Annotated in this window: 19 protein-coding genes; 15 read left to right on the top strand and 4 right to left on the bottom strand. The window is 62.2% G+C overall.

The features are described 5' to 3' along the window. Window positions 1-79: 79 nt before the first annotated feature. The 4 genes from RHBS_RS04995 to RHBS_RS04980 all read left to right on the top strand — a co-directional run bounded on the left by RHBS_RS04995 (window position 80) and on the right by RHBS_RS04980 (window position 1,689). Window positions 80-301 (top strand): hypothetical protein, encoded by a 222-nt coding sequence (locus tag RHBS_RS04995; protein ID WP_128644986.1) that lies wholly within the window; start codon window positions 80-82, stop codon window positions 299-301. A gap of 82 nt (window positions 302-383) precedes the next feature. Then, window positions 384-605, top strand: a complete 222-nt coding sequence (locus RHBS_RS04990; RefSeq protein WP_128644985.1) for a hypothetical protein — start codon at window positions 384-386, stop codon at window positions 603-605. 127 nt (window positions 606-732) lie between these two features. Further along, complete coding sequence (locus tag RHBS_RS04985) at window positions 733-1,131, top strand: hypothetical protein (RefSeq protein ID WP_128644984.1); 399 nt, start codon at window positions 733-735, stop codon at window positions 1,129-1,131. 90 nt (window positions 1,132-1,221) lie between these two features. Then, window positions 1,222-1,689 (top strand): hypothetical protein, encoded by a 468-nt coding sequence (locus RHBS_RS04980; protein ID WP_128644983.1) that lies wholly within the window; start codon window positions 1,222-1,224, stop codon window positions 1,687-1,689. Between the two features lie 18 nt (window positions 1,690-1,707). Here the strand turns inward: RHBS_RS04980 and RHBS_RS04975 are convergent, their stop codons facing one another. Then, the gene (locus RHBS_RS04975) at window positions 1,708-2,409 is read right to left on the bottom strand and encodes a Shedu anti-phage system protein SduA domain-containing protein (protein WP_128644982.1); all 702 of its coding nucleotides are present in this window, start codon (window positions 2,407-2,409) and stop codon (window positions 1,708-1,710) included. 139 nt (window positions 2,410-2,548) lie between these two features. On the opposite strand from RHBS_RS04975, the gene RHBS_RS04970 reads away from it, so the two are divergent. The 4 genes from RHBS_RS04970 to RHBS_RS04955 all read left to right on the top strand — a co-directional run bounded on the left by RHBS_RS04970 (window position 2,549) and on the right by RHBS_RS04955 (window position 5,468). Then, window positions 2,549-3,664 carry a hypothetical protein gene (locus RHBS_RS04970; protein ID WP_128644981.1) on the top strand — a complete coding sequence of 372 codons (1,116 nt, stop codon included), beginning with the start codon at window positions 2,549-2,551 and terminating at the stop codon, window positions 3,662-3,664. Next, window positions 3,661-4,245 carry a hypothetical protein gene (locus RHBS_RS04965; protein WP_128644980.1) on the top strand — a complete coding sequence of 195 codons (585 nt, stop codon included), beginning with the start codon at window positions 3,661-3,663 and terminating at the stop codon, window positions 4,243-4,245. Before RHBS_RS04970 ends, RHBS_RS04965 begins: the two co-directional genes overlap by 4 nt. A gap of 76 nt (window positions 4,246-4,321) precedes the next feature. Then, complete coding sequence (locus RHBS_RS04960; RefSeq protein ID WP_128644979.1) at window positions 4,322-5,041, top strand: hypothetical protein; 720 nt, start codon at window positions 4,322-4,324, stop codon at window positions 5,039-5,041. Between the two features lie 70 nt (window positions 5,042-5,111). Then, entirely contained in the window at window positions 5,112-5,468 is a 357-nt protein-coding gene (locus tag RHBS_RS04955) for a hypothetical protein (RefSeq protein WP_128644978.1), read from the top strand. A 292-nt stretch (window positions 5,469-5,760) separates the two neighbouring features. On the opposite strand, the gene RHBS_RS04950 is transcribed toward RHBS_RS04955, so the two are convergent. Beyond that, a complete protein-coding gene (locus RHBS_RS04950) occupies window positions 5,761-6,738 on the bottom strand; it encodes a hypothetical protein (protein ID WP_128644977.1) in 978 nt (325 codons plus the stop codon). Between the two features lie 296 nt (window positions 6,739-7,034). Between RHBS_RS04950 and RHBS_RS29670 the strand changes: the two genes are divergently transcribed. The 5 genes from RHBS_RS29670 to RHBS_RS29665 all read left to right on the top strand — a co-directional run bounded on the left by RHBS_RS29670 (window position 7,035) and on the right by RHBS_RS29665 (window position 9,408). Further along, window positions 7,035-7,355: a hypothetical protein gene (locus RHBS_RS29670; RefSeq protein WP_128644976.1), complete on the top strand. Its 321-nt coding sequence runs from the start codon at window positions 7,035-7,037 to the stop codon at window positions 7,353-7,355. Window positions 7,356-7,574: 219 nt separating this feature from the next. Further along, entirely contained in the window at window positions 7,575-7,796 is a 222-nt protein-coding gene (locus tag RHBS_RS04940; RefSeq protein ID WP_128644975.1) for a hypothetical protein, read from the top strand. 583 nt (window positions 7,797-8,379) lie between these two features. Continuing rightward, window positions 8,380-8,574 carry a hypothetical protein gene (locus tag RHBS_RS04935; protein ID WP_128644974.1) on the top strand — a complete coding sequence of 65 codons (195 nt, stop codon included), beginning with the start codon at window positions 8,380-8,382 and terminating at the stop codon, window positions 8,572-8,574. Window positions 8,575-8,720: 146 nt separating this feature from the next. Further along, window positions 8,721-8,888, top strand: coding sequence for a hypothetical protein (locus tag RHBS_RS28755; RefSeq protein WP_187298373.1), 168 nt, complete (start codon window positions 8,721-8,723; stop codon window positions 8,886-8,888). 166 nt (window positions 8,889-9,054) lie between these two features. Further along, entirely contained in the window at window positions 9,055-9,408 is a 354-nt protein-coding gene (locus RHBS_RS29665) for a hypothetical protein (RefSeq protein ID WP_145977473.1), read from the top strand. A gap of 39 nt (window positions 9,409-9,447) precedes the next feature. Here RHBS_RS29665 and RHBS_RS04925 read toward each other — a convergent pair whose 3' ends face one another. After that, window positions 9,448-9,972, bottom strand: coding sequence for a hypothetical protein (locus tag RHBS_RS04925; RefSeq protein WP_128644972.1), 525 nt, complete (start codon window positions 9,970-9,972; stop codon window positions 9,448-9,450). Continuing rightward, window positions 9,959-10,261, bottom strand: coding sequence for a hypothetical protein (locus RHBS_RS04920; protein ID WP_128644971.1), 303 nt, complete (start codon window positions 10,259-10,261; stop codon window positions 9,959-9,961). Before RHBS_RS04920 ends, RHBS_RS04925 begins: the two co-directional genes overlap by 14 nt. Before the next feature lie 372 nt (window positions 10,262-10,633). On the opposite strand from RHBS_RS04920, the gene RHBS_RS04915 reads away from it, so the two are divergent. Together RHBS_RS04915 and RHBS_RS04910 are read left to right on the top strand one after the other, a co-directional pair. Continuing rightward, complete coding sequence (locus RHBS_RS04915; RefSeq protein WP_128644970.1) at window positions 10,634-11,683, top strand: DUF932 domain-containing protein; 1,050 nt, start codon at window positions 10,634-10,636, stop codon at window positions 11,681-11,683. A 323-nt stretch (window positions 11,684-12,006) separates the two neighbouring features. Next, window positions 12,007-12,582, top strand: coding sequence for a hypothetical protein (locus RHBS_RS04910; RefSeq protein WP_128644969.1), 576 nt, complete (start codon window positions 12,007-12,009; stop codon window positions 12,580-12,582). Window positions 12,583-13,075 lie beyond the last annotated feature (493 nt).

Below are 13,075 nucleotides of genomic sequence, written 5' to 3'. Positions count from 1 at the left end.
ATCGAGATCACGATCGACTGACGGGCTGGCGTCCTGATCTCGTAACCATCGAACCCATTCGACGACCGGAGTAGGCGCAGTGGCCCTGTTGGATATCACCGCAGCAGCTTTGGTTGTCGGCGACATCGTTCATCGCGACATCGACACCGAATGGCGCATCCGGTCGATCGACCACCTACCGCAGGCGGTCATGGTGTCGGCGGACGTGCAGACGCCGTCGAAAGTCGAAGGGGACGGAACCGTTGAGTCGATCGCTTACGTGTTCCGCCACACGGCCGTACTGGCAGTCGACCGCACGTGACAACAGCCGAGTCAGCGTGTTGTGACGGCAAACCAGGAGACCGAACAACCAGATGCACCACGGCGACCGTAGGAGCGACACAGTGAACGCAGAGATCAGTCACGCGGACTACCACCAACGCATACGCGACACCGTGCACGACCCCTCGTCCTACGAATGCCCGCTCTGTGGACGACGTTTGGCCGACAACGAGGCCGTCGTCAACTCGACCGAGCGCAGTTCCGCCCAGCCGCACCGTCCGTCCGACGAGAACGTACCCGCCGCGATCGGCTTCCACTGCAATCAGGAGACGCGCCGCCCATGACCTCACCAGTGCCCGTACTCGACGTCGACGGCGTCCTGAACCATTCGGGCCAGAGCCTGCCCGCAATGGCTTTGCCCGACATCGGTACAGCGGCCCCAACCCGGCGGGGGAGAAGGTCGAGTTCGATGTGTACCTCCATCCGCAGCACGGAGAGTGGATCGAAGCGCTGGTGGCACTCGGCGTCGACGCCGTATGGGGCACGACTTGGGGTGACATGGCCAACGAGTGGATCGCGCCCAGGATCGGGCTCACCACAGACCTGCCCGTGCTCGACGTCGGCGTACACGTGAGTACTCGCTTCGGATGGACATCGAAGGCGACTGCCGTGCTCGACTACGTCGGCCGCGACAGGCCACTTGCGTGGCTCGACGAGATATTCGGGGGGAAGGAATTCGGCTGGGCCGAAGACCGCTCGGATCTCGGCGTTCCCACCGTCGTCGAGCAAATAGACGGCTCCGCAGGCCTCGCCCCGGCTACGCGAACGCGAGTCGAGCGGTGGGCCGAACAGGTGACCGGCCGGAACTGAAACGGACAAGGTGCTGAGAGACGCCATGCCGAGATGCTGGCCGACAACAGCTACCCCTCGCCTGCCTCGAAGGGGAGCCGGTGATCGGCCGTGACCCCGCCGACCGATCCCGACGCTGCACAGTTGCGGCGTCGAGCCGCCCGCTCGCTGGCGGACAATCGCAGAGGGGACGCATTTGCGGAGGTCGAACTACGTTGGGCAGCAGGGGAAATAGTCCCGTTCCGCATCACACAAGCCCTCGACGGTGCCGGATTGTTCGGACCCGAGGTCGATACCGCCTGCGGCGCAGCGGAACCTGCCGTCGACGAATGGGAAGCCGGGATACGGTACCCGACCTTCGAGCAGCTGCTGCTCCTCGCCGACATCACCGGCCACGCCCCCGAATGGTTCTTCGACCGAGGATTGGAGGTCGAAATCGACATTCGCGACACAACCCTCTGGTGGCACTTGACCGAACGCCAACGACAGCAATGGCGACCCCCGATCGGAGAGTTCACCGAGCGTGCCATCCAATCCTGCACTGGCACTGTTGAATACCATCGGACGTACCTGTTCTGACGATCCTCTTAGTCGGGCTCAGTCTGCGGACCGAGCACGCGCCAGCTCGTCGACCCGTTCCCTTGCTCTGTCGATCAGCCAGTCGTAAGTGCGGATTTCTACGTTGTGCCGAGTGGCGAGCTGGCGACGTTGCCGTTTGAATTTCTCGTCCGCAGGATCTCGCCGACCAATGATGACCCACCCGCGTACTTGATCGTCGATGTCTGCCAGGCCCTGTCCCATCTCGGCACGCGGCTTCCGGCACGCATCCAAATTCTCCTTGATGTAGAGCCGCCATTCCTCGATCTGGGATATGCCCTTCCTCAAATATTGAGCCGGTTGACCTGTCTTGGTGAACAACGGCCGTTGGGGGCCTTCGAGTTCGACTGCAGTCCACTCGAACCCGCTGCTACTCAACTCGGCAATCATGAAGTCGCTTCGGAAGTGGCCACCAAACGCTTTCTGGGGAAGTACCCACCGGCCATGGCCACCCCGGAGCGGTTGCAGCAGAAGCTGCCGGTGCTCCTGAAGGAACTGTTGGGTGTCACGTTCCGTGGTCGCGTGATCGAGGATCTGTTGGAACTCATCAACGAGCTCAGGAGTAATGGTGTCCCATTCGACAAGGTGTGGTTCGAGATCCGGAATCGCTCTCCGCTCTCGTTTGACGCGGGCCGTCTCAGAGGCCAGGTGCGCGCCGATTTCATCGAGTTCCGCGCGGCTCATGTCGTCGTAGTCGCTCATCGGACGATGCTACGTCCGTCAAAGGGCATTCGACCGAAGGTTCTGCCGCGACGATCAGGCGCGGAATGGAACAGTGAGTAGTGACAGTGTCGCAAGACGTTCGGATCTCGATCCGGCAATAGACGAACAAGGGGGCTCAATGTCACTGGTGTACCGCGCGATCTGGCGGGACGACCTACCGAACGCGAGTGAGATTGCGGTCGCAGAGTGGGCGGCGTGGGTGGATGAGAAGACCGACGGTGCCTTACGGCCGGTCGACGTCGGAGAGTCCTCGGCCACGATCATGCGCAGGGGTGACGAGACCACCGTCGAAACACGCTTGGCGATGGCGTATTCGGACGGTCCGATCCGTGACGTTGCTCGCGCCGACCTCATCGAGACGTCCGCAGCGGGCGGAGTCCGCTGGCATACCATCCTGCGCTCCTGGACGACCGGCGACGAACCGGCACAAGGTTGGCTGTGGGTCGACGTCGAAGCCGTGGGCAACATCGAGATCGGGGCCCTCGGGCCTCGCGCACCCAAACTCGTGCGGTCCCTTCTCGATATCGGCGTAGCGCCCCGCCTCGACGAGAACGGAGGCGCGCTGTCGACACAGCCGACGTTCTACCGTGGTGCAGAGGCCTGCGCAGACTTGGCTTCGATGATTCTCGACGCGAACCGCCGCCTTCCGGTCGTGGTGATAGCCGAGGACCCGGCCCGCTTCGCGGTGTATCGGAAGGGCCCCTACACCTTCGGGTCGATCGTCAGCAACGCCGCCAAGGCCTTGGCAGGGGCGGCTTCTGTGGTGGCCGTCGACATCGCTGCGGCATCGGCCTTGACCGCAGCGTTAGGGGAGCGCCATGGCGTCTACGACGGAGCCTTCCGGATGTACCTCACAGGACTCGACACCTCGACACCGACCGATGCCTGGCGGCACCGGTACGTCACCGCGGACCGGTACTACGGATCGGCGGGAACAGCCGCCCACATCGCCGCACGGACGCTTGCCCCGGTCTCCGCTGTGCGGCAACCCCCCACCAGCTATCCGGCCGCCAAATCGCTTCTGCGGGGGGCGCCGGCCACGAACGACGACACAACCGGCCTTCTGGCTACGCACTCGATGAACTGGCCGCTGCGGAAGAACTCATTGCCGAGCTCCGCGAACAAGTCCGGGCGGCCGACGAGAACGCGTTCGCACAAGAGATCGACCTCCAGGCGGCCCTGGACGATCGCCTCGAAGCGATCCAGGTCGCGGACGAAGCCAAGCGTCACGTGAGCTATCTGCAGGGACAGTTGACCACAGCCGACCAGTTCTGGAACACCGACAATGCCGCTGCATCGTCGATGCCGACAGGGGCGTCGAACCCATCCGATGCTGCACGAAAAGCGCGAGATCATCTCGGAGACAGACTCGAGATCCCGGACGCAGCTCTGCGAGATCTGGACGTTCTCGATTCGACGCCGAACGCCGGATCGTGGGGTCAGATGTCGTGGCTGGCGTTCCGCAGCCTCCATGCGTTCGTCACCGAGGTCGCCGCCGGTAAGCCGAACAACGGCTATTGGATCTGGTGCCAGTCTTCCGGCCATGAGCTGGCGTGGAGAGCGACCCCTGACAAGCTCGCGATGAAGGAATCGGACACCGTGAACAAGTCTCCTAAGCTGTCGGCTTGCAGAGACCTTCCCGTCTCCACTGAAGTCTCCGAGACGGGGGTGATCAATATGCAGGCCCACATCAAGATCGCCACCGGCGGAGGCATGCTCGCGCCCCGCATCTACTTCCACATCGACACCGATCGAAACAAGGTGCACATTGGGTTCTTCGGTCCCCACAAGTACATGCCGAACACCAAGACCTGACAGCTATACGCCTACCATCCCGCCGAAAGCTATGTGATAACATCACAGAGAACTGGAGCCAACCAGAGGAGGTTCGATGACGGACAAACTGTACGTACTAGTAGACGCAGACGATCGCCGATTCCCGACGCGGAAACGCAACCGAGGTCTCGACTTCCGGCGAGCGCTGGCCACCGGCGAAACCGTCACCGACCGCATCAGTGCGAGCACGTCCATCGAAGCGCTCACCAGCTCGGCCTCCCCCGGATCGGCATCGTGGCCGTGGCGGGCCTACGAGATCGAAGGTGAGGGGCACATCGGCGCAATGACCGACCGCGATACGGCGCGGGTCGATTCCTTTGTAGTCACAGCAGAACTGCCACGGGATGCGCTCTTCGGACCCAACGGCGCGGACTTGCTTACGTTCTTCGAGAAACTCGCCAACGCCGTAGACGGAGCGCGTGACTGGGAAGTAACGATGCAGAAGTGGATGCGAGAAGCCCCCGCATACAGTTCCGCGGAACCCGATCGCGGCGCACCTGACAGTAGATATATTGACGCCCTCGTTGCGTGCGACGAAGCCCTGGACGAGGCGATGGAGAAGACCCCATGGCGAACATCGGCTGCGCTACTGGCGAATTCGGTCTCCAATCAACTCACCGGCACGCGGTCAAGGCTGTTCAAAGTCGCCAGTGGCGGGTCGGAAGTCGCCCGAAACTTGGCGGTGGGGATCGCCATGAAAGACCTCATTGCACCAGAAGACTTCACGGAGCTCCTCGCGCCCTTCGCCGCTGCACCCTACTGGCCTCGCAGCTGACAAACGTGGGCATCGCGAGCCGACGCCATGCGGGTTCTGTGACTAGCTGCAACGACGAGGGAGGCCGCAGATGACATCGGCGGAAACGTATTCCGAGCAGCACGTTCCAGAAGGGTTCGTCACCAGCGAACTGGTGCAGCACCTCGACGGGCCGTTCCATCACGGAGACGGACGTATCGAGCAGGGATCACGGACCTTCCGTTGGGGTCTGCAACACACCTACGATGACGGCGACCTGCGCATCGTGGTCCGCCGCGGTGACCGTGAGAACTACGACAGCACTCGTGGCTGCTACGTGGACATACAAACAAAGGCGGGGCGGCCAGGGCAGCGATTCGATGACATTGGCGAAGCCCTCTCTGCAGCATGGGACGTAGTCCAGGGCAGGGTGGGCGCGCCCGTACGGCGAAGGGAAGGGCTCGGATGATCGACCCCGAAGATGTTCTGACCGAGGAAGAGCCGACCGCCATCGTCCGGGCGGGGTTGATGTGAAGGCTCAGCTGCCTATCGAAAAACGACCCACAGTCGACAACTCATGGTGATCTCCGTCCCCGGAAGCGCCGAGGTAGTTCCGTACAACCCCTAGCCGCGGGCTGCAGCCAGGCGCGTCCAAACTAAGGGGCAGCTGGCTCCAAAAGGCTCATCGCGAGTCGGTGCACTCGGCATTTTGGTGGGAACGAATCGGCCGGCTGGATCCGGCGGAGTGGCGTCACGGTGCCTCAAGCGCCCTCATCGAGAATCCACGTTTCCTGATACCCGGAGCGGGTGGGAGCTTTGCGCCATCTGAACTTGCCCACCCATCTGGCTGCGGTATCGCCTCGATCGACCGGCAGTTCGATGTCGAGGTCGAAATATGCCACGTCGGAAACGTTCTCAGCTTGGAGCGCGCTCATCTTGCCCGTGGCGCGAAAATGGACCGAATCCGACCCGTTGACGACCAGACCGGCTGTTCGGACGAGTACTCCCAGAGGGTGTTCGGCTTCGTATACTTCGCTTGCAGGGGGCGGGTTTTCGAGAAGCTTCTGCAAGTCGCGTGTGGCGTAGTCCTCTGCTGTGTGGCGGTGCATCTTCATGTGCATTCTGAGCTCATTTGCCCCGCGCCAACTGCTCGACCGAACCGACATCGCCCATTTGTGCCGAGGAAGCAGCGCTCGCGAGGTTGCGGATACGAACAGTGTTGCGGTGAAATGCAACTCATCCGATCCGTCCCAATACAGAAGCGGGTCGATCAGTTCCAATTCGGGAACCTTCGACCTGTTGAGCACGCTGGACAGGAGCTCAGCGCGGGTAGCGGATCTGGTGGCCGTTCCGGATCGCCACGGTACCTCACGCTCGACGCCGCCATGCCCGTCCGTAGTGACCAAATAAGGCGATCGGTCCGTCTCGAAGTGGAGAGCCGTTACGACTCCATGCTCTGTGTTGACGGTCAGGTCCTGCATGTCAGGCGAGACCTCGGCGAAGCGTCGCTTGACTTGTGCCCACCAGTTTGCGAGCTCGAGCTGCTCGAATGGTACGACACTGCGTTCGGCCTCGCTGAGGCCGACGATCCACATCGCGTCCTGTCCGTGAGCGGCGTTCGCCAAGGCCCCGATCTGGCGGGCGGCCTTGCCGTGGTCGGCGATGAACGAGGCTTTGCACTCCACGAATTGATCCTCGATACGATCGCCGCGCCCCACCACCTCGACGTATTCGTTCACTAATCTTTCGACGTTACGCTTGTCCACCGGGTGTCACCTTTCGGCAGTTCTTGAGTCACGGCCATCGTAGGCAGCCGGGGCGGGCGCTGGAGTGCATCGAGAGAAGATGCGATCGCGCCGGGCTTGGTTCGGCGAGCATGGCCAGGGCGCGGATTGAGACTATTGCGCTATTATCGTGGGCAAAACACCGAGTCTTCTGGACGTGTCTGTGTACATCGGTGCGGTGCTTCTCGCAGCCAAAGACATCGTGGGACTCCGGGTCGTTGGTTGAGGCGCTTACTGATGGGATTTCAGCGATGAGCAATGACGGGACCAAGGCGGCCGCCCGCAGGGGTGCCTGGCGGAAGATTCACTCGACCTGTGAATGCGGGGTCGAGGTATATGGCAATGGCAAAAACCACTTCCGATCGTGCAGCGCCCATTTGGAATCGGCTGGCTGGCCGATGGATTCGGCGATGAGGGATGCCCTGCGACACGAAGGCCATATGTCGGCTGACATCGTTCGGATCGAGCGCGCGCTCGGTCAGATCTACCTCGACCGCCGCGCGCACGGCGACAAGAGCGAGATGCCCTGGTCCGAGTATCGGGATACCGTCTGGCAGCTCGCCGACGCATGAGACGGAAACCGAGGCGATCGGCCGCCGCGCCCGAACAGCTCCGCCGCCGGTCTACGAGCGGTGCAGTCTTGAAACGGAACGTCGCATCAGGGCCCCGTCCCCCCTGCCGGCCCCGAATCTGCCACAGAACTGCTAGCTGCGAGGAGAGACATGGACAGCACAAACGACGACACCCCGACGATCTTTTACCGCATACCCGCTGAACACATCGATACTGGGATGAGCACCGAAGACGGTCAGGACGTCGTGTCCGTCTTCTGCAACGACGACGTGGTCATGGCCACCGTGTACACGCCCTCCGATGACCCAGATGTCGACGAAGGCAACCGCTGCGAGCCCGAGACGCGCATCTACGATCGTGGTGAGCTTGTCGGCATGGCCACATTCCCCAACAGTGCCGTCGACGGGGCATCGCACGATTTCGCGGTCGGACCGGCCTGACCGACCCCGCGGAGACCTTGCCTACGATCGCCCGCGGCCGTCGAAACTCGAATCCTCGCAGGACTGCCCACGTGGGGGAGAGTAGGTGACCGACTCGCACACGAGGCATCGATGTGTCCGGTGGTGGTGCACCGAGCACGAACACACAGTGCTCCCGACCAAGACGGCACCGCCCACCAGTAGATGCCCGTTGGCGCACGCTCGAGGTGCCGACTCCTGCCACCGACCATCACGAGTGCGAATGAGTCGGCCATGGTCGGACAACGTGCGAAACCCCTCTCGGTGAATGTTCCAACAGTACCCATCGAATCGAACAACTGTTCTACTAACCCAGCTGTCGGTCCAAAGGGGACCATGCGCCGCAGGCGGACCGGAAGATTCGACTCGTAAATCAAAGATCTATTCAAGGCCGGTGGGCTCTCCGTGCTCCCTTGCGCAGTTCGCGTCCCACGCTCGACAGACCGTGACGGTGAAGGAGCGGGCACTTCGGCCGATGATGCGCTTTTCAAGATAGCAGTTCCTACGATAATATCGTGGGTAGCATTGGTGTGAACCCCGTCTTTCGGAAGGAACGAACTGCGTTATGGATGCAGAGAGTCGGATCGAGGCGGTCCGCGCCGAGCTCATTCGCCAGAACGAATCGGCGCAGCAGTGGCGCGACGCTTACGGAGACGGTGACGGCGTGGCCACCATTCAACGGACGACGATTGTTGCTGTCGGTCGTGCACTGGATGGACTTGCGCCGGACGAGCGGGTCCAGTGGCTCCCCGACTGGTGACGGAACGGGCTCGGTTCCCTTAACTGCCAGTAGTTCGTATCCCCGGCAAGAGTGCACACAGGGGCGGGCCGGTTCAGACCTGACAGATTAAGGATCCACGGTTCAAGCGCTCTGACCCCGCTGCGCCTGCATCCTGAGGAGGTGGCATGAGAGTAAAGATCGAATACACCATCGACATCGATATCGACGCGTGGGCAGCTGAGTACAACAACGGTGCCTACATGTCCCCGGCCGAAGTTCGCGCCGACGTTAAGGTGCACTGCGAGCAGATGGCTCGATCGCAGCTCGGATCACTCGGGCTGGACACGATCTGAGCGCCGACTGACGCGCGGAAGCGCAGACTATGGGCCTTGCCCACAGACCTGATTCGCAAGCTGACGGAACGCCGGCACACTGCTCTCGAGAGCAGTACGGACTTCCACGAGACATCGCTGGGAGTGTCATGACACCCGATGCCGATATGAATTGGGGGACAGCCGGATGGATGAGCTGAAGTGCCCCGCGTGCGACTTCCCGCTCATCGTGACAGCGGCTGAGGATGACGACGAGCTGCCGAGCGGCTACTGCCCCGATTGCGGGCATGAAGAGGGTCGGCCGACTGGCATTGAAAGTGGGCAGGTGACGACCGTCGACGAGTTCACGGAAGAAGAGACGCGGGCGATACGCAGCCTCGAGCGGTTGGCCAAGAAGTGGCCTGCGTCGCTCACGTTGTTGTCGTGGTCCGGCTCGTTGATGGTCTTTCACACAGAAGACGTGCGATCGGGGCGGGGGTTGAGATCCGCGCTCGGCCACACCGTCTACGGCATCTCGAATGACGGTGGTGACCCGGACTAGCGCCCCGTGAACGGGCACATGAAAATAGAACCGCGGCGCTCATCCCTCGTCTCGGATCTGGTAGATACGGGCGCGTGTGAGGCCGGTGCGCTTCGCGAGGACCGTCGCCGACTCGCCCTCGGCGAGGGCCTCGCGAATCGCGCGGTCCCGAACGTCGGTGGCGGAAGCGAAACGCCGGCGTTGAATCTCCTCACGCGCAAGGCGAGACGCCACATAGCCGGCGGGCATCTTGGCGGCCTCATAAGCAAGCCACTCGTCGTACCCCCAGCCGTAGGAGACGGTGTGTCCGTGGAATCCTCCGGTGATGTGTGGAGGCATGATCGTCCACTCGATCTCATCGTGTGAGTCCAGCGGCCGCGCGTACATGTCGGCAATCTCCGTCAGGCGTTCTCGCTCCCCGGCCGGCGCGTCGGCGATGATCTCCCCGATGGTCGCGATCGAGCGACTGTACAGCTCGATCGGAGGGATACCGATGTGGCTGCGACGCTCGAAATCCGGCTGTCCGCAGTCGTTGCGGACCTGACAGCGCGTAGCGAGCCGGATCGAATCCTCATCTGTGGGCATCCCACGTCGAAGGAATCTGTTGCCAGAGCCCCCGTGAGGCTTCCGATGGGCGTCGACGGTCCATGAACGATCTGACGAGCGCCTCGAGCTTGCCCAGTAGGCGTGCCTTCTCGCTCCCGTCCGTCATCGCGCCGTCGGCTGCGATCGCGCTCAGAAGCGGCCATATCTCGTCGTCGCTCAGAGAGGGAACGATCGCGAACATGGACAGAGGAATCTGGACGGATATGGCCAGGAATTCCGTGTTCAGTGCGTGCAGATCCGCTTGGTATTCGTCGACGATGGAATCCATTGGTCCAGGGTGGCCGGTTCAGCGCTAGTTCACGGCTACGTTTTCGCGGCTGGCCGTTCCTGCACCTGTGCAGATCAGGGGCGAGGCTGTTCGGCGTAACGCCAGTCCGGAGTGAAAGGGTCTGCGAAGCAGCGCTTTTGAGGAACACCCAACCAGTGCCCCGGCACTGGTTGGGGCGGTGTCATTTTTCGCTATTGAGCTCTTGACAATGGCCCCTCTCCGTGGGCGATAGGGATGTAAAGGGACTGGGAGACAACCACTTTGAATTCTTGCGGTCTGTCGGGGTCATACGCTAGGTTCGTATTCGTCCCAGTTGATGGGCGGCGAACTGACCACTCACCGTCCAACCGAAATAAGAAGGATTCGAGTTCGATGACGAACGAAACTATTACCTGGCTGAACACGAACACGCTCATGGGTATGACGGACGAGCGCGGCTATCAGTGGCATCACAGTGCGGCTGCTCAAGGGGAGGTCAGCAACCACTACCCAGGCCCGATCCCTGTCGGTGACGTGGTGGATCGCCTGTTTCACTGGGATGCGATCAAGGTTCCGGTGTTCGCTGACTTCCCAGCCGATCTGGACACTATGACCAAGCTCGATGCCGAGGGTCGTCCGGTTGCGGCTCAACAAGTTCCGGGCATGGTGGCCGTGGCGCGAAGCGACAATCGGCACGTGTTCAAGGTCTTCTCCGAGAGCTACGAGCCGCACCAGTATCGGGAGTGGTTGTTGGGTGCGGTGTCGAACATTCTCGGCGACACCCTTGTGGTCTCATCTGCGGGGTTGCTGCGTCAGGGCGGGCAGGCATGGGTGGAAGTGTCGGTGCCCGAGACGCTGCACGACGATCGGACGGGGTTCGCCTATCGCCCGAATCTGCTGGCCGCGACGTCGCTCGACGGCAGTCTCGCGAGCACCTTCGCTCGGACCGTGACAGCGACTGTCTGCGACAACACGATGGCGGCAGCATTGTCGGAGTCGCGGGATCAGCAGGTCAAGATTCGCCACAGCCGCCACTCGGGATTGCGGATCAACGAGGCACGGCAAGCGCTGAGCCTGGTCGAGAGCACCGCTGACAGCTTCGCTGAGACGCTGCGGACGTTGAGCGGGACGACGGTGACCGATCGGCAGTGGTTCGCGTTCCTGGACGCGTGGCAGCCGCTGCCGGAGGAGGACGGCCGTTCGCGGACGATCGCTCTGCGTGTACGCGACGAGCTGGTGGAGATGTACCGGCACGACTCGCGTGCGAACCTGTGGCAGGGGACCGCGTTCGGTGTGCTGCAGGCAGTGAACACGTGGGCGCACCACAAGCAGCCGGTGAAGGGTGCGAGCCGCGCCGATCGCAATCGTGAAGGTGCGATAACTGGTCGGTTCGACAAGCTCGACGCGTCGGTGACCGCGACGCTGGACAGGGTGCTGGCCTGAGCATTACGAGCTCGGTGAATGCAAGCCCGCGGCCCCGACCTCGTACGGATAGGTCGGGGCCGCACGCGGGCGAAGAACCCAAGATCCCGAAACACTCTGCCGCGCAGCGCTCAAGAGACGCACTTGTGCCGGTGCCGGCGGATGCAGGGGTGAAAGTCCCCCAGCTGATGAACCGGCGGTGACCGACCATCACCGCTCAGACGAACCCGGCGTTCTATCGCTAACCTGGCCGGGAGTTTGGAGTACCGAAAATGTCATGCCATGAATGGGAATCCGGAACCATCATTCTGCCGAGCGCAGAGGTCGCCAGATTCCGCAAAACAATGAACGCTGCAGCCGACAAAGAGCGCGAGGCGGTACAGGCCCTGGCCGAGAAAGCCTGGGCAGCAGTGAAGTCGACACCAGTGAAGCGTAGGAAGGAGGCAACAGCACAGTGGCTGCGTCAGACGGAGCGCCAGCAGGCGAACAACGACGGCAACTGGTCCAACTGGTGGGAGAGGGCGCACGCGGTGGAGTCGCTGTTCCGAGCGTCCGGGGGCAAAAAGCCGGGGGAGAAGGATTTGGCCGCGGCCGGGTACGGCAGGGCGTCGAGTAGGACCAAGTCGTGGGAGTGGGGGGAGGCGTCTGTGGTGCTCGATGGGCGGACGGTGCTGTGGTCGGTGCCTGAGAACAATCATGCGGTCGAGCATGCTCGGGAGTCGTGGTTGGGTGTCACGCTGTTCGGGTTCCTGAAGTCGGTGAGGTGGACGCGGGGGTCGGGTTCGGAGGGGTTCGTGGGGAACAACGAGTACAACCGTGAGTCGATGGTGGATGGTGGTGGTGGGAATTATGTGACGGTGCGGTTCGGTCCGTTGGGTGATGTGGCGTTGGATCGGGTGTTGGCTGGTCCGTGGGTGTAGGTGGTGTGGTGGCCATTTTGTGTGTGTGAAGTGTGTTGTGTAGCAATGTGTTTGGTGCTCGCGTTTTGGTGCTTGAAATATGTTGTGGTGCAATGGGTTTGAGGGCGCGTTGAATTGTGTTGTGCGGCAATGTGTGTGGGTTTCGGTGGTTGTGTGTTTGTTCGGTGTGTGGGGTGGGTCTGGTGTCGGTGGGGTGTGTCCGGAGCGGTGTGGCGGCGTCTGTCGTGGCGTTGTGTGCGGGTCCGCGTAGCGGTCTCGTGTGTGTGAATGGTGTTGTGGTGCAGTGGTTTGTGTGTGGTGTGAGTGGGCCGCGGAGCGGTCTGCGGTGGTGTGGTGTGTGTGGTATGATCGAATCATGTTGTTTACCAGTGTGTGTGGCGCGAAGCGCCTGCGAGGACTCCGCGGAGCGGGGTTCGGTGTGTGTGCTGGTGTGACGGAAGGTGTTGTGCGTGAGGTGATTACGGCGACGTTCTTTTACGAGGGCCGCGAAGCG

It is taken from the genome of Rhodococcus sp. BS-15, from assembly GCF_000813105.1.
Taxonomy (GTDB): domain Bacteria; phylum Actinomycetota; class Actinomycetes; order Mycobacteriales; family Mycobacteriaceae; genus Rhodococcoides.
Note: the sequence above shows the minus strand (reverse complement) of the source record. Positions and strands in the feature narration are given on the sequence as shown.